The organism is Tumidithrix elongata BACA0141, assembly GCF_036349135.1.
Lineage (GTDB): Bacteria > Cyanobacteriota > Cyanobacteriia > Pseudanabaenales > Pseudanabaenaceae > Tumidithrix > Tumidithrix elongata.
The window spans coordinates 1-21,903 of record NZ_JAZBJZ010000066.1 but is presented as its reverse complement, the minus strand read 5'-3'; the positions used below and the strand labels follow the sequence as shown (position 1 = coordinate 21,903).

At 43.4% G+C, this 21,903-nt stretch carries 16 protein-coding genes; 6 read left to right on the top strand and 10 right to left on the bottom strand.

The features are described from left to right. Nucleotides 1–63 precede the first annotated feature (63 nt). The gene (locus V2H45_RS15695; RefSeq protein ID WP_330484599.1) at nt 64–978 is read right to left on the bottom strand and encodes a GGDEF domain-containing protein; all 915 of its coding nucleotides are present in this window, start codon (nt 976–978) and stop codon (nt 64–66) included. Nucleotides 979–1,216: 238 nt separating this feature from the next. Between V2H45_RS15695 and V2H45_RS15690 the strand changes: the two genes are divergently transcribed. From V2H45_RS15690 to V2H45_RS15665, 6 genes are all read left to right on the top strand, one after another. Beyond that, the gene (locus V2H45_RS15690) at nt 1,217–1,702 is read left to right on the top strand and encodes a globin family protein (protein ID WP_330484598.1); all 486 of its coding nucleotides are present in this window, start codon (nt 1,217–1,219) and stop codon (nt 1,700–1,702) included. Between the two features lie 139 nt (nt 1,703–1,841). After that, complete coding sequence (locus tag V2H45_RS15685; RefSeq protein ID WP_330484597.1) at nt 1,842–3,611, top strand: ShlB/FhaC/HecB family hemolysin secretion/activation protein; 1,770 nt, start codon at nt 1,842–1,844, stop codon at nt 3,609–3,611. Nucleotides 3,612–3,908: 297 nt separating this feature from the next. Beyond that, a complete protein-coding gene (locus V2H45_RS15680; protein ID WP_330484596.1) occupies nt 3,909–4,718 on the top strand; it encodes a hypothetical protein in 810 nt (269 codons plus the stop codon). Between the two features lie 80 nt (nt 4,719–4,798). Continuing rightward, nucleotides 4,799–8,560 (top strand): two-partner secretion domain-containing protein, encoded by a 3,762-nt coding sequence (locus V2H45_RS15675; protein WP_330484595.1) that lies wholly within the window; start codon nt 4,799–4,801, stop codon nt 8,558–8,560. Between the two features lie 31 nt (nt 8,561–8,591). Further along, nucleotides 8,592–12,779, top strand: a complete 4,188-nt coding sequence (locus tag V2H45_RS15670) for a two-partner secretion domain-containing protein (RefSeq protein WP_330484594.1) — start codon at nt 8,592–8,594, stop codon at nt 12,777–12,779. Nucleotides 12,780–12,957: 178 nt separating this feature from the next. Next, on the top strand, nt 12,958–13,185 hold the full coding sequence (locus V2H45_RS15665; protein WP_330484593.1) for a hypothetical protein: 228 nt from the start codon (nt 12,958–12,960) through the stop codon (nt 13,183–13,185). Between the two features lie 336 nt (nt 13,186–13,521). Here the strand turns inward: V2H45_RS15665 and tmpT are convergent, their stop codons facing one another. The 9 genes from tmpT to V2H45_RS15620 all read right to left on the bottom strand — a co-directional run bounded on the left by tmpT (nt 13,522) and on the right by V2H45_RS15620 (nt 21,171). After that, nucleotides 13,522–14,160: a thiopurine S-methyltransferase gene (tmpT, locus tag V2H45_RS15660; RefSeq protein ID WP_330484592.1), complete on the bottom strand. Its 639-nt coding sequence runs from the start codon at nt 14,158–14,160 to the stop codon at nt 13,522–13,524. 171 nt (nt 14,161–14,331) lie between these two features. Beyond that, nucleotides 14,332–14,850, bottom strand: a complete 519-nt coding sequence (locus tag V2H45_RS15655; RefSeq protein WP_330484591.1) for a GNAT family N-acetyltransferase — start codon at nt 14,848–14,850, stop codon at nt 14,332–14,334. Further along, complete coding sequence (locus V2H45_RS15650; RefSeq protein WP_330484590.1) at nt 14,841–15,137, bottom strand: type II toxin-antitoxin system TacA family antitoxin; 297 nt, start codon at nt 15,135–15,137, stop codon at nt 14,841–14,843. The genes V2H45_RS15655 and V2H45_RS15650 overlap by 10 nt, the downstream gene beginning before the upstream one ends. 93 nt (nt 15,138–15,230) lie before the next feature. Next, nucleotides 15,231–17,354: a spermidine synthase gene (locus V2H45_RS15645; RefSeq protein WP_330484589.1), complete on the bottom strand. Its 2,124-nt coding sequence runs from the start codon at nt 17,352–17,354 to the stop codon at nt 15,231–15,233. A 3-nt stretch (nt 17,355–17,357) separates the two neighbouring features. Continuing rightward, a complete protein-coding gene (locus V2H45_RS15640; protein WP_330484588.1) occupies nt 17,358–18,650 on the bottom strand; it encodes a 4-hydroxy-3-methylbut-2-enyl diphosphate reductase in 1,293 nt (430 codons plus the stop codon). A gap of 183 nt (nt 18,651–18,833) precedes the next feature. Next, on the bottom strand, nt 18,834–19,532 hold the full coding sequence (locus V2H45_RS15635; protein WP_330484587.1) for a tetratricopeptide repeat protein: 699 nt from the start codon (nt 19,530–19,532) through the stop codon (nt 18,834–18,836). A gap of 217 nt (nt 19,533–19,749) precedes the next feature. Then, the gene (locus V2H45_RS15630; protein ID WP_330484586.1) at nt 19,750–20,268 is read right to left on the bottom strand and encodes a hypothetical protein; all 519 of its coding nucleotides are present in this window, start codon (nt 20,266–20,268) and stop codon (nt 19,750–19,752) included. Between the two features lie 181 nt (nt 20,269–20,449). Then, the gene (locus V2H45_RS15625; protein ID WP_330484585.1) at nt 20,450–20,782 is read right to left on the bottom strand and encodes a hypothetical protein; all 333 of its coding nucleotides are present in this window, start codon (nt 20,780–20,782) and stop codon (nt 20,450–20,452) included. Nucleotides 20,783–20,805: 23 nt separating this feature from the next. Then, a complete protein-coding gene (locus tag V2H45_RS15620; protein ID WP_330484584.1) occupies nt 20,806–21,171 on the bottom strand; it encodes a hypothetical protein in 366 nt (121 codons plus the stop codon). Nucleotides 21,172–21,903: the final 732 nt, after the last annotated feature.

Here is a 21,903-nt window from a genome sequence, read left to right as displayed (position 1 = left end):
ACTGATTAGATCGAGTGATAAGTTCTGGGTTGGAATGTTTTGCTTTTTAAAATACCTTAAAGTTTAAGCACTAATCTGCGTCCATTCGCCAGTAAAATGAATCACTTGGTTACGACCTTCGCGTTTGGCGGTATAAAGCGCTTTGTCTGCCCTCTCCACAGAAGTATAAATTGTGTCATTGGGGATCGCTAGGGTAAATCCGATACTAGTTGTGAAGGTTAGCTCAGAATTGTCTGGTAAGCCAGTACTAACTTTTAATTGAGCAATGCCCTCTCGAATTCTTTCTAGGGCAATTTTGGCTCCCTCAAGGTCGGTGTAGAGGACGATTAAAAACTCTTCGCCGCCCCAACGTGCTACCCAGTCACTGCCGCGCACAATTTGTTGCAAACTCTCACTTAAGGCAATCAGAACGCGATCGCCGATCGCATGACCGTAGTTATCATTAATGTTCTTAAAATAGTCCACATCTGCAACAGCAATACATAAAGGTAGCTCATTGCGAAAGGAAAGATCTAAGCTATGCTGCAATCGTTCCACACCAGCACGTCGATTTAATAAACCAGTCAAGTAGTCCTTAACGGCAATTTGTTCGAGATTAGAACGACGAATTTCAAAGATCTGAATTACTTTGGCGATATTGCTTAGCAAAGAGCCAACCTCATCCCGAAAATGTGTGGGTAGGGGTATCACCTGATTTTCGCCTACGTAAGAATCAAGTGCCTCCCTTGCAAGTTTTACAGGTTCAAGTAGCAATTTAAATGCAGAAATCACCAAGATACCGCCCAGCAAGGTTGCCAAAGGTAGAAGGATTAAAAGGCTTAACCTTGATGATTCATGTGGGGTAAGCAAGATATAGACGATGAGTGCAATCATCGGTACTTGGATCACAACAAAGGCTACGAGAAAAGCCTTGCCTGCATAGGAACGCGGCCAACCTAAGGACTCAAACCACTGATACAATTCCAGATCTTTAGCCATAACCTAACCTTAATGTAGACGCATAAACAGTGATTTGACCTTATTTATAAAAAAATGGTTTAGCTCAATTTAAACCACAATTTGTCATTATGTGCATTGATTTGAATCACAAAGGAAAAACATCAGGCATATTTCGGCAATTACCGATCTGATCGCGTGTTACCTAATGTTAAATTAAAAACTGTGGATAATAGGGATTGTGCCTGATGAAAAACTTGTTCATTTTTGGGAATGCTAAATGCTAAGTAACCTGCAACGGTTGAGTTTAGAAGTAGAGAACCGCTATGCTAGCGATACGGAACTTCAGTTCTTAGATAACTATTTTCAATCATTTAGCGCTAGAGTCGATGCCTATGGCAAGATTAAAGAAGCTGAGCAACAAATTGTTGAGAAAGTTCAGCTCAAAATGCGATCGCAGGATCCTTCTATTTTTGTTAAAGGCAAAGAAGACCTTAATGACAAATGGAAACGTGACACGATCCTAGTACTGCGTTATACAGCGATTACCCTATTATTCGACGACCCAGATCTGCTCAAAGAACAATTTCTATATTGGTTTCAGACGATCATGCAGGCATTTGGAGCACAGAAAGCCTGCGATCTTACCTATAGTGTTATGCAAGATGTTGTGAAGCAAACCCTCCCATTATCCGTTTCTAATCTTTTATGTCCAATTCTGGAAATGAATCGTAATTTACTAGGTACAACATCAGAGCGTTTCTAATTTCTCAGATCGGGGAAAGTCTTAATACGTTTGCTCACTTGTCCCAAATATATTCACAAAGATAATGCTCCAAAGCCATGCTTACATCGATCGGAAGTGGAAATCGCTTAACCATTCAGCAAGGATAGGTCTTTGGAGTTTGTCACGATTTAAGGTCGCATTCTCATTGATTTTGGCGATCGCAACGGTTAGCGAATTTGTTGTCCCCAAAGTAGCCTCTGCTTTTGTTGAACGCTTGCCAGTCAATTCCCATGGGATTCCTAAACAGGCTACAAATGACACAGTAATTGGTCAAGTTCCACCAAACATTATCACTCCACAGCCGCCTCAACCTTTACCACAAAATCCACAAACGCTTCCACCGCCAGATGAGTTACTCAAACCACCAGCACAAACAGCCCCCCCAGATCTACCCAGTTCTAATGGAACGATTACAGTTGCAAAATTCGATGTTTTAGGTAGTACAGTATTTAGTCAGGAGGAACTTGCAGAGGTCACGAACGCATACATCAAACGCCCGATTACGTTTGCCCAATTATTAGAAGTTCGTACCAAAATTACTGAACTATATGTTCGGAATGGATATATTACCTCTGGTGCCTTTATTCCACCTCAAAACCTTCAAGCGGGAACTATTAAAGTCCAAGTCATTGAGGGGAGCTTAGAAGAGGTTAGGATAACGGGTACAAATCGCCTCAGTCCTGATTACATTCGATCGCGGATAAACATTGCTACGGGTGCGCCCTTAAACCGCGATCGCTTAATCTCTGCCCTACAGTTATTGCAGATCAATCCACTGATCGCCAATCTCTCTGCCGAGCTTGCAGCAGGCGATCGCCCAGGCAAAAATATTCTCGAAATTAAAGTTAAGGAAGCGGAATCCTTTAACGCGCAGTTGTCTCTAGATAACAATCGAGCCCCCAGTGTCGGTTCGCTCCGTCGTCGCATCCAAGTCAGTGAGGCTAACTTGACTGGTCTAGGAGACTCGATTTTAGTGGGTTATAGCAACACCGATGCTAGCAATGCTTACGATCTCAGCTACAGCTTGCCCGTCAATCCTTACAATGGAACGATTTCCATTTTGTTCAGCAACAGTAATAGCAATGTCATCGAGAAGCCTTTCAATATCCTTGATATCTACTCCAACTCTACATCCTATGACCTCACCTTTCGACAACCAGTCTATCAAACCCCCAATCAAGAACTCGCCATCGGCGTCACAGGTTCCTATCGTGAGAGTCTATCCAGTCTGCTAAAAATTCCATTCCCTTTGTCCGCAGGAGCTGACAACAACGGTTCGACAAGAGTTTCTATTTTGAGTTTCTTTCAAGAGTTTACCGAACGCGAAAGCAGATCGGTTTTGGCACTGCGATCGCAATTGAATATTGGTTTCGGCGGTGTACTAGGCTCAACGGTGAATTCAGCTTTCCCTGATAGTCGCTTTGTCTCATGGAGGGGGCAAGCGCAGTATGTTAACCTACTCGCACCCTCAACCCTCTTGCTATTTCGTGGAGATTTGCAGCTAAGCGATCGCCCACTTGTACCGCTTCAGCAGATAGGATTTGGGGGACAAGATACTTTGCGTGGTTACCGACAGGATTTATTACTTGGTGATAATGGTGTCGCCCTCACCGCCGAATTGAGAATTCCTGTAATGCGCATTCCTGAGATTGATGGGCTTTTGCAAATTGCACCATTTATTGATACGGCAATGGTTTGGACGAGTTCGGGAGGAGAAAATCCCGCCCAAAATCTTTTGGTCGGAACTGGGTTTGGATTGCGGTGGCAGATGGGAAATCGCATGACTGCACTATTCAACTATGGCATTCCGCTTATGTCAGTTCCTAACACGCGTAATACATGGCAAGAGAATGGGATCTATTTTTCGTTGATATATAATCTGTTTTAAGCTGAGAAGTCGAAACATCAGCAAGTCCCCAAGCTGAAATGAAATCATGGTTTTGAATTCTTTTCCTGTAGCATAATTCGTTTATGCATCGCATACATACAAAAAATATAAAAATAGAATAGATATTATCTAAGAAGATCTGAAAGAAGAAAGGATATAACTTTTGCCTAACTTCCATCTAACTCGAATATAACTTCTATCTAACTTATTGGTAACTGCTAGGATGCAACAAATATAGGTTTTTGCCCGAAAATCTTGATAACAAAAATTTGTACAACGTCAGGAGTCGGGTAAGCCATGGTGAATGTAGTAAATCGATGCTTGGGAGTTTCTATTGGAACTGGGCTATTAAGCATAGCTAGCTTAGGGCTTGGTGCTTCTCTGCCTGCTAGCGCTGCAAGTTTAACTACTTGGACTGCAACATGGAGTGGTGCTGAGTTTAGTAATACCTCAACTGCAAAGGCAACTTTTACTACGTTTGACGACATTATCGATACGACAAGTCCACTGGATTACGAAGGTGCTGCAGATGTGGCTCTAGCAAGTTTAAACCTAGAGACAACAGTTAACGGTATAAAAACGACTTATGTACTCAGTCAATTTGCTTACCTTAACTTTAATACGGCTGGTGGCACGCTTAACTACAATATTAATCTTGTCGGACAGAATCTTAAAGATCCAATCACAGGCTTGAATACTGGTAAAACATGGAATTCAGCTCCAGGCGTTTATTCAGGAGACTGTACTTCTGGAAACATCGATCCCAATTTTTGTGTCAAGCAAAGTGACGGAACCTACAAAAAGGTTTTATTTCCATATGACAATAAAACAAGTTCTACTGCGTCTTATGCAGGGGACTTCAATTTATTTAAAATCGATCCCGGTTCATGTGGCAGCGATTATCCGAATGGCGTTCATCGATTTATTTTGGCTGCCTGCGATACAAGTACTGGAAATCTAAACTGGATGAGACTGACCTCATTTACAAAGGTGCAACCAGTTCCTGTTCCTGGTGTTATGTTTGGCGCGATCGCAGCGGGGGTATATTTCTCGGCTCAGGCTTTGAGGAAAAAGAAAGCCTCTTCCCTCGCAAAAAGTAACGCTTGATGGAGATTTCTTAACATTAGTAGGAATTTGAGACGCGATCGCCGAAACTATTTGTAGTCTGTACCTTCTCGAACCTAACCATGAAAGAGACTCTGATCGGACTAAGTGTAGCTGCGATCGCTTTTAACCTCATACCCATCTCTCCTAGTCAGGCGCAAGTCATACCTGACAGAACCTTACCTGTGAATACCGTTGTCAATACCAGTGGTACGGTGCATACAATTACAGGTGGTACGCAAGTCGGAGGAAACCAATTTCATAGTTTCGATCAGTTTTCCGTACAAACAGGTAATACCGCTTACTTTAACAACTCTCCTGAAACAGCAAATATCATCAGTCGGGTGACTGGTAGTTCTGCTTCCGACATTGATGGACTGATCAAAGCGAACGGTCGAGCCAATTTATTTTTAGTTAACCCTAATGGCATAATCTTCGGTCAGAATGCCAAGTTAGATATTGGCGGCTCCTTTACTGCATCAACTGCAAATAGCATCAAGTTTTCGGACGGATCTGAATTTAGCGCCACGAATCCCTCTGCTATACCTCTGTTGACTATGAGTGCACCAATTGGGTTGCAGTATGGCAAAACTAACCCGAATACTGTGCTTTCAAATGCTGGCAGTTTAACCGTGCGTGAAGGTCAAGGGATTACATTACAGGGAGGATCTGTATCGAGTACTGGAGTACTAACTGCCCCAAGTGGAACCGTTCAATTATTAGGCGATCTCGTCAGTTTGTTAAATAACGCACGCATTGATGTATCGGGTGCAAATGGTGGCGGCACTGTATTAATTGGTGGTGATTATCAGGGGAAAGGAACAGTACAAAATGCTCAGGAAACCTATGTGGATCGTGGTGTAACGATCGATGCAGATGCATTACAAAATGGGAATGGAGGACGGGTAATTGTCTGGGCGGATAAATCGACGGAATTTTATGGGTCGGTGACAGCGCGCGGTGCAACGCTATCTTCATCGGTTAGTGGTGTATCGGTCAGTAATGGGGGCTTTACAGAAATATCGGGAAAGCAGGATTTGATCTTTGATGGCAAGGTCGATTTGAGCGCATTAAATGGGAAATTAGGAACTTTATTACTCGACCCAACCGATGTAATTATTTCTAATGGCACTACACCCGGAACAACACTAACTCAGGCATCCTTACAAGCATTGGCAAACACGGCAAATGTACAGGTTACTGCCACGAATAACATCACCATTGGAACGCTAACAGGAAACACTCTAACATTCGCATTTGGTGCTAACTCTGGCTCAATTACTTTTACGGCAGACTCCGATAAGGACAATGTTGGCTCCTTTTTAATGAATTCCACAGATACAATCAGAGCGCGAGGTAGAAATGTAAGCATTTCAGGAGCTAATATTTCATCCGGAATTATTGACACATCAAATGTTACTGGCATTGGTGGGAACATCCAACTTTCAGCATTAAATGGCAATATTTCCACTGGTAATGTTGACTCTAGAGGTGCAGCTAACCAGAGAGGAGGAAATGTAAGCATTAGCTCAGCCGGCAATATTAATATTAATGGCACTCTTAGATCGTCACAATCTACTACAGGTGGTAGCACTACCTTACTTGCCAATGGGAATATAAATTTTGGTTTATATAACGGCGGTTCGCTACGTATTTTTTCAGGGGGTAGCATAACCTCAAATAATACGATTACCTTTACCACGAATACATCAGATACTTTTAATTACAGTAATGTAGCTTTATGGAATGGAGCTACACTGAGTTTAGGTGGAGTAACCCTGTCAAATGGATCAAGCCCTAATCTGAGTGGAACACCTAGCCCAGTTCTTCTTGATGCTCGAGCAGGCATGTTATTTCAAGGATCGAGTGTCATTGCAACTAACGCCAATATTACGCTCACAAACATTTCAACCAGGCAAGCATCAAGAGGGCTTGTATTGCTTTCTAACCAATATAGTCCTAACTCCTTAAGTGGCAATGTTCAGGTGGATAATATCAACACACCTGCTGTAAACCTCAATAAGGGAATCGATGTAATGGTTGATTCGCGGGGCAATATTACTACTAAAGATATCCTTGCACCCTCAACCGCTGGTAATGGAGGTAGTGTCACCTTGGTTGCTAGGGGCAATATTACAACCAATGGCAATATTAGTACTCAGTCCACTTCAGCCAATGGAGGTGCGATCAATTTACTTGCTAATGGGAACATTCAGTTTGGCAATAATTCAGTGATCTCTTCAAATACTGATTTAAATGGAAACTTGAGTGGCAGAATAGATATTAATAGTAAAGGAACTGTCTCAGGGAATGGGATTTCGATTCAAAGCTCGAGTAAAAACCCTAGTGTTGTTGGTAGGCATGGAGATGTTAACATCACGGCTCAATCGTTATATTTAGCGAATGGCTCTCAAGTAGTTGCGACTATCAACGGTGGTGGAAATGCGGGTAACTTAAATATTCAGATCTATGGTGATGCAGTCTTCGATCGCTCGCTTGTTTCTACATCGATCGAACCTAATGGTAACGGAGTCGCAGGTAATCTTTCGATTAATGTCGGATCGCTGCAATTGCTCAATGGTTCTCAACTTCTTGCCGCTGTATTTGGTAAAGGTACTGGCGGAAATATCTCGATTCAGGCAGATGCGATCGCGTTAGATGGATTTGGGGTTGTCACTGGAAGAACTGTTCCCACAACAATCAGTACATCTATAGAACTGCCTACTTCTAGTGGAACATCTGGCAATATCAATATCATTGCAAATACGATTTCTCTTAGCGACGGTGCTATTATTACTGCCTATTCAAATGGAAAAGGTAATAGTGGGGAGGTCAAAATCACGGCTAATTCCTTAAATATTTCTAGTGGTGGGCAAATACAGACAAATACCTTAAGTAGTGGCAATGCTGGAAATGTTTCCCTCTTTTTAAGAGATTTACTTCAAATCAGTGGGGCTGACTCAGCAATCCGTGTGGGAACGGGACCTAACTCAACAGGTTTGAGTGGAAGCATTTTTATCGATCCGCTTGTGGTAAAGATTACCGATGGAGGACGGATTTCCGCAAGTAGTTTAGGTACTGGAAATGGAGGTAACATCCAGCTATTGGCAGGTTCTCTTTTTCTAGATAATAATGGGATAATACGAGCGGAATCTGCCAATGGTGAAGGTGGTAACATCTCTTTGCAAATTCAAGACCTGCTTTTGCTTAGACATGGCAGCCAGATTAGCGCTACTGCTGGCAACGATGGTAATGGTGGCAATATTAATATCAACACGGGTTTTCTGGTTGCCGTTCCCTATGAAAATAGCGATATTTCAGCGAATGCTGATCGCGGTAGAGGGGGTAACATTAATGTCACAGCGCAGGCGGTCTACGGAATTGTGTTCCGTCCCTCACTCACACCTCTTAGCGACTTCACTGTAAGTTCTAATTTTAATCTTAGCGGCACTGTCATTATTAATACCCCCGGTATCGATCCGAGTAAAGGTTTAGGGAATCTTCCAGTGGATGTCGGTGATGCCAGTAAACTTGTTCCGCAACGCTGTCTTGCCGATAGACAAGGTAGTGAGTTTATTATCACGGGTCGAGGAGGTGTACCTGCTAATCCTTCTGAGTTAGTCAGTGGTATTAGTTTGCTCGATAATCTTGGTACTTCTAATAATTCTGCTGCGATCGCCTCAAATCCTGTAGAGGTGAAAAACGAAATACCCGATACTATTGTGGAAGCACAGGGATGGGTGGTAAGCGATCGCGGTCAAGTTACTTTGGTCGCCAAAGTACCAGCAGCACCAGCCTCCGCTTGGTCTACACAACCCAAATGTGTCTCTGTTGCCCAAAAATAAGACTTAAATAAAGATCGTAGGGTTTCCTATTATGAACAAGACTCTTGTAGGGCTGAGCGTAGTAACGATCGCATTTAACCTTGTCCCAGCATCCCCTGCGCGATCGCAAGTTATCCCCGATCGCACGTTGCCCATGAATACTGTTGTCAACACCAACGGCACAACGTTTACAATTACAGGTGGAACCCAAGTTGGTGGGAACCAATTCCATAGTTTCGACCAGTTTTCAGTCCCAACGAGCAGTACGGCTTATTTTAACAACACTCCAGACACAGTAAATATTATCAGTCGAGTCACGGGAACCTCCAGTTCCAATATTGATGGACTGATTAAAGCCAACGGTCAAGCAAATTTATTCTTGGTGAATCCCAACGGCATCATTTTTGGGCAGAATGCCAAACTAGATATCGGCGGTTCGTTTACAGCGACAACTGCGAATAGTATTAAATTTTCAGATGGAACGGAATTTAGCGCCACAAATCCCTCACCATTGCTGACCTTGAGCACACCAATTGGGTTGCAGTATGGCAAAAGTAATAGGGGAGCAACCATTACAAATCAGGGGAATCTCTCCGTAGGGCAAGATTTAACTTTCGTGGCTGATAAGTTGGATTTACAGGGACAATTAAAAGCTGGAAGAGATCTAACACTGCAAGCCCAAGACACCCTTAAAATTCGCGATCGCATATCTGATCCTTTCATCGCTATCTCTGGTAGACAAATGCTTGTGCAAGGCGATCGAGGTGTAGATATTTTTGCCCTCAACCATCCAAATAGTGGCTTTTATGCTGGTGGCGATATGACGCTGCGATCGGCAAATCCTGTACTTGGCGATGCTCATTATTACGCCAATGGTAATTTTAAAATTGAGCAGTTAAATGGAAAGATTGGGGATCTCCATAGTCCCAACGATCCGATCGTTCGCTCTCTTGGGGATGTCACAATTGGGTTTTATATCGGAAGTTCGCTCCACATTCTCGCAGGTGGAAGAGTGACTATTGACACGGCTTTTATTACTGGGACAGATACAACCACTAACACAATTAATCCAACTATTACGCCTAATCTTGCCAATGTGTTACTTTCTAATGGAAGAACGTTAACGATTAACGGTAATGCTCATCCCACACTCGACATTCGATCTGGCATGAATCCATCTGATATTGGTATATCGGGTGTAACGGGAACTGGAAGCTTTTTCGATCCCTCTTTAAGTTTTGCGCTACCACCACCCAGTACAAGCCAGCCATCTACAGGAACAGGAATTACGATTGGAGACATTCTGATTAATGCACCAAATGGAGTTGTTCTACTCACAAATAACTACAAGCCAAACACATTCTTACCAGACGAAGATATTACCATTACAGGTACTGGTTTTTTTAGCCAAAATCCTGGTTTTGGGGTTTTTGCAGGCATCCAGACTTTTAGTGGTGTGGGTAATGGTGGATCGGTATTTGTAGATTCGCGGGGGAATATTAATGCAAATCAAAATATCGTCGTAGGATCGAGTGCTGTTTCTGGTAACGGCGGTAGCGTGACTTTACTCGCTAAAAATGATATTCGCTTTAGCAATGATGCTTTGATTTTCTCAAATGCGCCTTACCTGAGTGGGCAAATCGACCTTAAAGCTAATGGAGCAATATCAGGACAGGGACTGACAATAATTAGTAGAAGTCTTGCATCTACGATCGCGGGTAATAGTGGCGACATTAACCTCACGGCTGCATCCCTATCGCTGACAAACTCCTTAACCAACCCTTCTCTCCTATTCACAGGTACTTTTGGCAATGCCAATGCAGGCAACATTACACTGAATATTTCTGGGAACGCGAATTTTTCTGGGGTTGTTGGTGCTCTACCAACTCAAGTAATTAGCCAAGTGGAACAAAATGCGAGCGGCCAGGGTGGGCGGGTAAGTATAAATGCGGGAACCCTAACACTACTGAATGGTGCTCAGATCAATTCCACAACAAATGGTTTGGGACAGTCTGGAGATGTTGCGATTTTAGCGAATGCGGTCAATATTGATGGTAGAGGAAGCGCGATCAATAACCAAGTTCTTAACTTCGCCAATGCAAATGGTGGGAACCTCACGGTTACAACAAACACACTATCTGTAACTAATGAGGGGCAAATTAGTACGATTACGTCGGGCGTAGGTAATGCAGGTAACTTAAATATCATCGCAACAGGAAATATCCTATTCGATCGCAGCACGGCTTCCTCGGCAATTAACTTGGGTGGACAAGGGAAAGGCGGAGATCTTGCAATTATTGCCAAATCGCTACAACTGCTGAATGGCGGTCAAGTCGGTGCAGGTGTATTTAACATCGGGGATGGCGGTAAAATCACGATTCAGGCTGATGCGGTTTCACTCAGTGGCTCTGGTTCGATCTTTGGTGCACTTGTGGATAGCGCGATTTCGACAACAGTGGAAACAAACACAGCGATCGGCAATGCTGGGGATATCGATTTGAGTACACGCGTTCTTTCTCTTAGCAATGGGGCTTTTATCTCTGCTGCGACAAATGGACAGGGAAATACTGGAAATATCAATATTCGCGCAACTGAAAGTGTCTCTCTCAAAAACAGTAATATCAATAACTTTATCAACAATACTGGGCGGGGCAATGGTGGCGATCTAAGTATTTCTTCACCGTCAATTGTCCTCAGCGATCGCGCTAAAGTTAGCACATATACTGCTGGAATCGGGAATGCTGGAAAACTCAACTTTTTTGCAGAGTCTCTCTCGCTCTCAGATAACTCTCAAATCCAAGCATATACCGATGGCAATGGCAATGCTGGCAGCATTACGATCGCTCCAATCGGAAACCGCACGAACGAAGTTAAGATCGATGGCAGTTCGGTTTCGGCAGATATTAATTTTAACGGCAGAGGAAGCAGTGGGAATATTTCAGTTATGGCAAATTCGCTGCAAGTCCTAAATGGTGGACAGATTAGCGTAGGTGTTTTTGGACAAGGTAATGGCGGCACGATGACGATTGAGACTAACACTGTTTTAATTGATGGAAGCGGTACGGTTCTTAGTCAGTTTGTGAATAGTGGGCTTTATGCTTCAGTTGATAATGGTGCTATCGGCAATGGAGGAGAGATTAAAGTCACCACAAATACGTTTGCTTTAACCAATAAAGGAACCATCTCTACAAAAACAGATGGATTTGGCAATGCAGGCGAAATCACAGTTTTTGCAAATACATTAGATATAACAAGTGGTGGGAAACTCTCGGCTGCCACTTCTACGAGTGGGCAATCTGGCAATATTAATCTAAATATTCGCGATCGCCTTAACCTTGATGGCACATCTTCTGGGATCTTTGCCAATACTACCTCTAGCTCAACAGGAAAGGGTGGCAACATTTTCATCGATCCGATCGCTGTCTCAATCTCAAATGGTGCGGGAATCTCGGTTAACAGTCTGGGCACTGGAAATGGTGGCAATATTCAACTATTTTCGGGTTCGCTCACGTTCAGTAATGGTGGGTTTATTACAGCCGGTACTGCTTCGGGAGAAGGTGGAAATATTAGCCTCAATGTACGAGATATTCTCTTGATGCGAACAGGTAGTCAAATCAACACGAATGCTGGTGGTTCGGGTAATGGTGGCAATATCGATATCAACGCTGGTTTTGTAGTAGCTGTTCCATTTGAGAATAGCGATATCTCAGCAAATGCGATTAGAGGTAGGGGTGGCAACATTAACATCACGACGCAGGGAATTTACGGATTAGAATTTCGCCCTCGCCTTACACCTCTCAGTGACATCACGGCAAGCTCTGATTTCAATCTTAACGGCACTGTCACGATCGTCACACCGGGTATCGATCCCAGTAAAGGATTAAATAACCTTCCCGTCGATGTTAGTGATGCGAGTAGACTAGTTGCACAAAGTTGTCTTGCCGATAGCAAAGGCAGTAAATTTGTGATTACGGGTCGAGGAGGTGTACCTGCTAATCCTTCTGAGTTAGTCAGTGGTATTAGTTTGCTCGATAATCTTGGTACTTCTAATAATTCTGCTGCGATCGCCTCAAATCCTGTAGAGGTGAAAAACGAAATACCCGATACTATTGTGGAAGCACAGGGATGGGTGGTAAGCGATCGCGGTCAAGTTACTTTGGTCGCCAAAGCCCCAGCAGCACCATCCTCCGCTTGGTCTACACAACCCAAATGCGTTCCTGTGGCATCATCCGTACATTGAATCTAAAGAGAAGCTTTTTACTGACCAAATGACTAATCTATATCCGTACTTAAGTATAGGTGTAGGCTATTGATTTAGCTCATAGAATATGGGAACCTGTAGCGATTAACAATCAAACAAACTACAATGCTCTTTTGTAAGTAAATATTCTCAGTCAATTGGAGCCTTAATGTAGAAAGTGGACTCAATTTATTTAGATGATGTTCTGAAGCGTCGCGATCGCTGGTTAGTAGAGCAAATTCGTCAGATGAGTGTCGATATCCTTAACCTTGGTACATACACTTGTACGGCATGTGGTGAAGTGGCGGGTGAGTATATCATTGACTACTCAGGCGAGAAGCTTAGGCTTTCTATGGCTGAAACCTATGCACTTCTTAAATTTGTACTTGAGAAGTCATCTCCATAAACCAACCTCAAACAGACTGGATGGGTAGAAACACAATGAAACCTGTTTTATCTGACACTGATTCGATCGCGAGACTTCCATAATAGTGATTTTGATCGCATCTAGTCCTAGCCCAGACCCCTTACCCATCGCTTTGGTGCAGAGTTATACTTTACATTAAGTGCGATCGCTTCAACAATCTATCTTCCCAAGGGCTTTCTGCGGACGATCGCTAGTAGTGGGAGTTGGGAGTTAAAAGCGATCGCTTTTTGCATTTGCTTTGTTGTTGAGTGAAATGGAAATACTTGTCTTGAATGACTTGTGCTGTGTGGCTACAGTACTGAAAATATGCAGGTATTAATCACGTTTTAGCAACCAAACATTTTCTGTTGTTGCACATTTTCCCTTCAATCCACCAGGTACATCCGTGCTTACGATAAGAGTTAAATCATAACTATCCCTATAGTGCTGATTTACTTCCTCGTTACTGACTGAAAAAGGAGGACCTTCCATTACACTTTGGTCGTACTCGTAGCTAATTAACAACTGTGGCGCTTTATCCGTAATTTCCATTAAGTGCGCTGTGTATTGATTGCGCATTGCTTCTGGCAGAGCTACTAAAGCTGCCCTGTCATAAATTGCATCGACTAAGCCGAGCATCTTGCCCGACAAATCAAAAATATCACCCACAAATATGTCGATGTTTTCTGCGCTGTAGCGATCTACTTCACCAACTGTTGATATTTTGGGTTCCACCCCAAGTTCCGTAAATAATTGCTCAATGGCTATTTTGCTCAATTCAGCGCCAGCAACGCGATAATCATTAGAAAGTAGCCAAGGAATATCAAGGGTTTTACCGCATAATGGTAAAAATACACGACTGCCTTTGACTAAAGAAAGCTCTTTAAAATATCTGACCAGTAGTGGGTTGGCTTCACTTCCATGGAAAGCAATATTATTTTCACTCCATCTTTGGTGCCAAAAACTTGGATCCATAATCACCTCTTTAGAAATTTACCTACACATAACGGATCGCAGCTCATCGCATGGCAATCATCTTTGCAGAACGGATAACCGAAATTCCGTTCCGATTTAGCAATTTGTTAGCTTGCGATCGGACACTCGACAATCAATCAAAATTCCAGAAAGACCAAGAAATTCTTAGGCTTAGGAACTAAGTGAAGCAATGGCATCGTTAACTTTCACCATTAGTGTCATTGGATCGACAGGCGAAACCATAAAACCACACTTCTCATAAAATTGCTTTGCTTCTGCCGAGATAGCATGTACGAGAATTGTACGTATTCCAGCAATCTCGGCAGCTTGCAGAGTACGAAGAATTGCGTCTTGCAATAGGGCACGCCCAATACCCTTACCTTGCCAGTTGCGATCGACTGCCAATCGTCCAATCACCATTACTGGAATCGGATCGGGCATGTTACGCCGAACTCGACCTGTTGCAGCAGTCTGTGCCACTGCTCCATTGGCAAGACAGTAGTACGCAACAACAACTTCGCCAGTGCAGAGTACATAGGTGCGTGAAGCCCCCTCTAACTCATTTTTCAGGGCGCGGCGCTTAAGCCAGTCATCTAGGTGACTGTTCCCTGAATCAAAGCTTTCAATTCGATGCGACGAATTCAGCTTTTCGGGTGGGCGAAGCTTATCTCGCTCTCGATCTAATCCCACGGAGATTTGGTTGCCAGCAATGTGTGCAACTTCTCATTTCGCGCAGGTGATGCATCCAGCAAAGCCAAAAATTGCTGAAATTTCAGTTCATCTAGCCCAAAAAAGCTCCGATCTAAAAGAACGTCTTGGGCTTTCTGATAAGCTGACTCAAGCATAAACTCTGAGCGACTCTTGCCCTGCACTTCAGCCGCGCGATCGATCAGATCTCGTTGGGTTTGCTTAGCTCGAATATTGATTGTGACATCACGGGTCTGACTAATCGACCCTTCATAGGCTGAGGCGTTCATAACGCTTACCTTTTTAATAGGAGACTCCACTAAATATATGGGCTTTGTATACACAATGTCAACACATCTCTATTGTGCTTGACAATATCATTATCATTGGCGAACTGACATGACACTAAAGAGATTGGAATAATCATCTGTCCATAGAGCTTTATTTGTTGCTTTAATTTTAGTCCAATGGTTATCCTTAACGAGGTTGCTAATGGAACTAGGATTACGCGCTAAAACCACCCAAGTCGAGGGGGAATTCCCAATAGAAGTTGATGGATAATCGCTGAATTTAGGTTGCAAGAGAGACATGTTATCGCGATATTTGAATGCAGTTAAACCAGAATTTTCCGCCAGTTTCCCAAGCACAGGCGCAAGATCTAAATAGCGATTGGTGATGTGAAATGCGATCGCACCATCAGGAGCGAGCTTAGAAAGGTAGGTAGCAAAAGCCTCGCGGGTAATCAGATGGACGGGAATCGCATCGGAGCTAAATACATCTAACACGATTAGATCGTAGATTTGGTCAGCTTTGGCTAAGGTGAGGCGACCATCGCCGATCGCGACCTTAATTTTGGCGGGTGAGTCCGAAAGGTAGCTAAAATATTTTCGTGCGATTGCTTCCACCAGAGGATCGATTTCATAGAACGTCCAGTCTTGATCGGCTTTACCATAGGCAGCAATCGTCCCGACACCCAGACCGATAGCCCCGACACGCAGGGATGGTTTAGAGGAGATTGCCGCAAATAATTGACCAATTCCCGAAGAATGAGAGAAATAACTTAAAGGTTCCATCTTTTGCTGAGGATTGGTGCTCTGTCTCCCGTGAATGGTCGTACCGTGAGAGAATACAATCTGTTCTTGAGACTCCACTTTGACTTTGCTAACGCGATACACGCCAAAAAAGCTACGCTCTTGAGCTAGCAACTGTCCCGTGACGCGCGGAGTGTTGAGACCGACAGCCGCGATCGAAAGCATAATACCTAATTGCAGCATATAGAGGTTCCGTAAACTTCGCGTTTGAGGGAACTTTAAAAAGAATACAGATAGCACCAAAACCAAGGGATACTCCAATAGCCAACTAAAAGCGATCGGCGCTACAAGACTATTAAACAGACCACCCAACACACCCCCAAGCGCCAAATACAGGTAAAAATTGGTTAGATATTGCGGATCGGGCTTAGCCTTTGCTAATTCGCTATGACAACCCCACATCAGGAGCGCTACCGTAATCAAATGCAGCGGCAACAGCAGAAATATAGAAATTCCCACAATGTTGCTACTCAGTAACGTGAGACCCACACAGGTAGGAACGAACGTAGAAAGCACTGGATTCAGCAGTACTGGTTTAGGTGCGAATACCAACACAAAGGTGAACAGATAAATCCCTAAGGGAATTGCCCATAGTAATGGAATCGGTGTGATATCGGTGGTGATATGGGTGGTCACACCCATCAACAGACTAGAGGGAAGGGCTGCCAGTACGATCCATCGCCATTTTTGCTTGCCCGTAGGAGGTTTTGGTGGAGAGTTTGGAACTCCGTCTGATTCCAGATAATCTTGCGAAGATAATTCCGAAGATGGAAGTTCTAGAAGTAAAGGCGAATTCTCAAACTCAGGAACTCGATCGGCGTTTCTACTGCCGACTCGAATGCTGACCCATCCACTTGCACAGACCAGACAAATTAAACCAAGATAGCCTCCAGTCCACAACCAAGTCTGATCGCTCAACCGTAACTGAGATTCGATCGCTGTCGGGTAGGCAATCAGAGCAAGTAAGCTACCGCCATTGCTAGCCGCATAAAACTTGTAGGGATTTGCTCGATCTTGTTTCGATCGCTGATGAAACCACTGTTGAATCAATGGGGCTAACGTGGACACGCAAAAAAAGGGTAGTCCGACGGTACGGCAGAGCAAGCCCAATAGCCAGAAACTCGGATTGGCATTGGTGGGCGGCAGATCCTGACTGGCAATCTGAATTGGCAGAAAAGCGATCGCGATAAGCATGAAGCCAATCTGCAATCCAACCTGATATGTAAGCTTCAGCCGAGATGCCCAATGCGCGTAGCTATAGCCCAACAGTAAAACTGCCTGAAAAAAGACAAGGCAAGTATTCCAGACCGCAGGTGTACCGCCCAACAGGGGCAAGATCAGCTTCGCAGACATTAACTGCACCCAGAACAGTAAAAAAGCACTGAGTGCAAGGGTCGTAGCAAATAAACCTGTCACAATCTAAGCGGATTTGAGTGCAAAGATCTTTTCGATCGTATCCTCAACCACGCGATCGGGCGTAGAAGCCCCAGAGGTAATACCTATACGCAATTTGCCAGCAGGCAGCCAGTTTGAGGCAATTTCTAAGGGCTTGCCCAAAGGCTTATGTTCGATCGCGACCGCTGAAATGATGCGATCGCTGCTATCGATGTGATAGGAAACCAAGCCCCGTTCGATCGCCATTTCCTGTAGGTGCGTCGTGTTTGAGGAGTTGTAGCCACCAATTACGATCATCAGATCCAATGGTTCTTCGACGATCTCGATCATGGCATCTTGGCGCTCTTGGGTAGCATCGCAGATCGTATTAAACGAAAGGAAATGCTCGTTTAAAGATTCCACGCCATACCGTTGCATCATCGTGCGTTCAAACAGCTTACCGATTGCTTCGGTTTCACCTTTGAGCATGGTGGTTTGGTTGGCAACCCCTACCCTTTGCAAGTCGCGATCGGGGTCAAAGCCCTCGGAAATTGCCTTCGAGAATTTAGCGAGAAACTCGTCCTTATCCCCGCCCTTGAGAATATAGTTCGATACATATTCGGCTTCTTTGAGATTGAGCACGACCAAATAGCGCTTGGCATAGGAAATCGTCGCGATCGTCTCTTCGTGGTTGTACTTGCCGTGGACGATCGAAGTGAAATCTGCTTTTTTATGCTTCTCGACACGATTCCAGACTTTAGACACCCAAGGGCAAGTGGTATCGACAATCGTGCAACCGACATGATTCAAAAACTGCGTTTCTTGAACGCTAGCGCCAAAGGCTGGCAAAATCACGACATCGCCCTGCGCCACGCCTGAAAAGTCTTTGCCACCCTGGGCGTCGGTTTGAATGAATTCCACATTCATCTCCTTGAGCCGAGCGTTGACCAAGGGATTGTGAATAATTTCATTGGTAATCCAGATCCGCTCGGTGGGGAACTGCTGGCGGGTTTCGTATGCCATCGCTACCGCACGCTCTACGCCCCAACAAAAACCAAAAGACTTTGCCAAGTGAATCGTGACATCCCCCTGCGTGTAGATATAGTTGCGATCGCGAATGGTTTGGATTAAGTCACTGTGGTATTCACTTTTCATCGTGGTTTCGGCTTCTTCACCATGCCCAAAGCCGTGACGGTGATAGTTGGGTGACTTATGCAGAGATCGGCGTAAAGCCTGCGTATCGAGCGTTTGAAGATCTAGTGATGGGATGCCCAAATTATCCGCAGTTTGCGTGTCAACAGTCTGTGGCTCTAGTTGGGTGTCGAGGGTATTATCCATGAGATTTACTAAATTTTCTGCTGCTACTATTAAAGCCGATCTAGAGCCCAATGTTGTGAGGGATCTGCTACATACATAAAGTATTCCTAGCCCGCAGCTCGAATTTGGAAGGTGATATTGAAGCTTCTACCTTAATTTAGAATTGCAGGAATAAGATGTGCGATCGCGCGTCAGATAGTTCGCTTACTTTTCTAGTTGCTGAATCAAATTTGCCGCCTTACGAAACCATTCTGTTTCCCCTTGTTGTTTAAACAGCTCGGCGGCCTGATTTAAATCGACAAGAGCCCCTTCTTTATCGCCCAAATCAGCTTTGGCAAATCCACGATTGTAGTACGGTTCAGCATAGTCAGGGTTGATGCGAATTGATTCGGTATAGTCAGCGATCGCTCCTTGCTTATCGCCTAAGCCAAATTTTGCTACTCCCCGACTATCGTAAGCATGAGCAAAGTTAGGATTGATACGAAGTGATTGGTTGCAGTCCTCAAGCGCACCTTGATAATCCCCTAACATAGCTTTTAGCCAGCCTCGATTATTATAAGCACCATAAAAGTCGGGGGACAGCCGAATTGCCTCAGTTAAGTCATCAATGGCTCCTCGATAATCATTTGATTTATACTTCGCAGTTGAACGAGCATAGTACGCTAGGGCATCGGGGCGAAGCCGAATTGCCTCGGTTAAGTCATCAATGGCTCCTTTGTAATCTCCATCTTCCAGTTTTCTGATACCGCGCTCAAAGGGGATTTCAACTGGCTGAGGTGTTGGAATATTCTTTGCCAAAACATAGCTGTTTTCGTACCTATCCATCCCTACGATCGCAAATGTGACAGTAGCGGCTAAACAAAGGGAAATGCCTGTTATAGCGTATGCAAAAACCTTTTTCACTTAGCGAACCTCATCAGTGAATCTCATTGCAGACCAAAGTTTTAAAATCTTTTTTGAATATTGACATCAAAATGAGATGGATATTCGTTTTTGACATAAATATTTAATGGTTAGCGATCGCAGAACAAAAGCGATCGCGCCTGTGGTGGATTACAAAGTCAAAGGACTGCAATCTTCGATTATGTATTTATTGGTATATATTTCGCTAAATCATTGATTAAAATACATTTACTGTGCCATAAATTCCCTCTATTTTCCAGTCGATCTGCGTTTCATTATTCTTCCACTCAATTTTGGTTTTAGCTCTAAGGGCACAGGATGGTTCTCCACTTGTTTTAATTAGCCCAATCTCATATCCCCATAGGAACTGATTTTTATAGATATGCAGAGGATAGCAGCCAAGTATGCCACACCGCTCTTTAATGAAAATCGAATTCTTGCCACTTGGAGAAATGTAATCAGTAATGCAGCCCTCGCCTAAATATGCCCCGGGGATAGCAAAAAAGAGAGCGATCGCGCAGGGAAAAAGCAAGATTAAAAACCATTCACTGACCTGCTCAAACTGTGTTTTCGTTAATATTCTAAGGAATACTCCCACAGAGATTATCAAGGCTGCTGTATAAAGGAAAAATTCGCTATGGACGCCTCGCAATGTATAAGAAGACTTGATTTCCATTGCAAGAACAGCCACTGCTAGTAACTGCAATCCCAATGTCGAGAATAAAAGTACTTTCAAAATCTTAATTTGCTTTAGGTTCCCTACAAATATTGAGTTTATATTAACCCATTCTCAAAAATGCTTCACGATAAAGTGAGTTATGACTGCGATCGACTTACTTCTCCATGGAAAAATGAGGGATAACCAAGGTTGAATCCCTCATTATTTAATAATTTTGACAAACAAATACCGAATCTAACTAGCGGCAAACAGTAGTAGAACTATGACTATATACTGAGTTGCCCCCATCATTATTTTTATAGGTATAGCTGTCATTGTGACAGTTATTAGAATCATTCGTACTATAGGTACGAGTTCCCCTAGAGAAATTAGATGGATTATCGGTTGGTAATGGTGTTGACTGGAAGTCAATGGAAGACGGATCTGTCTCTATACGGACATTGCCATCATCATCAACAATGGTGCGCGTATTCCCAGATTTAACATCGACTTGCTGCGAACTAGCGATCGCAGGGAACAGCAAAAGCAAAGAGAGAACTGCGCATGAAAGAAAAAACTTCTTATGCCGCATAAATATAGCCTCTATGAAGAAAATTAATCATCCTTCTTGTGACCTCTATGACCGCGATCGTGGTCGCGATCGCGATGTCCTTCTCTACTCACATTTACCTGTTGGGCATTCATACGAACGTTATTGTTATTACCCCGTATATCGGCTGATTGATTTAGCTCTTGGTAGGTATCCGTATTCCCAAGATTACCTGGCTTGCCTTTACGGTTGTTTGATTGAGTTTGCACGTTAGTTTGTACGGCAGATTGGTTGATCGTGTTTCCGTTCCCAACGACATTAATCTCTTGATTGATTATCTGTGTGACATTCTTGTCAGCATAGGCTGGTAGAGAAACGAATCCCAAAGAAGCAGCGATCGTGAGTAGCGATAGGAAATAAGTCTTCTTCATACGTATATACATCCTCAAACTTGATTTTTACACACCTAATAGATATTCCTTGCAGGAATATGAAAAGCTATCCATGTAACGAGATGGGAACATCTTTTGATTAAATATCGGCATAGCAAAACAGAGCCTATATCTGCTAAGTCAAATCTCAGCAAGTATGGGTTCAATCTCGATCGACCACTATATTTTTAAAATGCTCTGTTCGTTAACAGGCGAACTTGGAATAATAAGACAACAAATGGCTTTATGTTGTTCCCGCATCTCAAAAAGAATTTTTTATCGGTGTGGTTAGGTCTAACAAATTACTGCACCTTCATATTTTTCTGCATAACGTTCCACCCATAGCAATCCTCAATGATTTGTGTGCATGGGCAATTCATGAATACAGGATTACGCAGAAAATAGAAACAATCAGGATAATTAGGCTGTAAATGACAAATATATGGAATTTTTCGTGTAATATGCATTTAGGTTACTCTAGCTGTGAAACTTCTACATGAAGAAATTAATTATCATTTTGGTTCTTTGTTTTCTTGGTTGGCAGATATACACGAAATATCAAGTCTCTTACAATCAATCCACCATTAAACAAGCAGTACCCAGTATAATCAGCAGTTCAAGTTCTCAGGCAGAACCTTCTCCATCATTTAGTTCTCAGGCAGAACCTTCTCCATCATTTACTCCCTTCCCGCCATAAAATCAGGTAATTAATGAGAAAATAAAATCCAGTGT

Excerpts from the sequence above, each read along its gene's own strand:
- V2H45_RS15695 (WP_330484599.1), bottom strand. The coding sequence starts at position 978 with ATGGCTAAAGATCTGGAATTGTATCAGTGGTTTGAGTCCTTAGGTTGG.
- V2H45_RS15690 (WP_330484598.1), top strand. The coding sequence starts at position 1,217 with ATGCTAAGTAACCTGCAACGGTTGAGTTTAGAAGTAGAGAACCGCTAT.
- V2H45_RS15680 (WP_330484596.1), top strand. The coding sequence starts at position 3,909 with ATGGTGAATGTAGTAAATCGATGCTTGGGAGTTTCTATTGGAACTGGG.
- V2H45_RS15675 (WP_330484595.1), top strand. The coding sequence starts at position 4,799 with ATGAAAGAGACTCTGATCGGACTAAGTGTAGCTGCGATCGCTTTTAAC.
- V2H45_RS15670 (WP_330484594.1), top strand. The coding sequence starts at position 8,592 with ATGAACAAGACTCTTGTAGGGCTGAGCGTAGTAACGATCGCATTTAAC.
- tmpT (WP_330484592.1), bottom strand. The coding sequence starts at position 14,160 with ATGGATCCAAGTTTTTGGCACCAAAGATGGAGTGAAAATAATATTGCT.
- V2H45_RS15650 (WP_330484590.1), bottom strand. The coding sequence starts at position 15,137 with ATGAACGCCTCAGCCTATGAAGGGTCGATTAGTCAGACCCGTGATGTC.
- V2H45_RS15640 (WP_330484588.1), bottom strand. The coding sequence starts at position 18,650 with ATGGATAATACCCTCGACACCCAACTAGAGCCACAGACTGTTGACACG.
- V2H45_RS15625 (WP_330484585.1), bottom strand. The coding sequence starts at position 20,782 with ATGCGGCATAAGAAGTTTTTTCTTTCATGCGCAGTTCTCTCTTTGCTT.
- V2H45_RS15620 (WP_330484584.1), bottom strand. The coding sequence starts at position 21,171 with ATGAAGAAGACTTATTTCCTATCGCTACTCACGATCGCTGCTTCTTTG.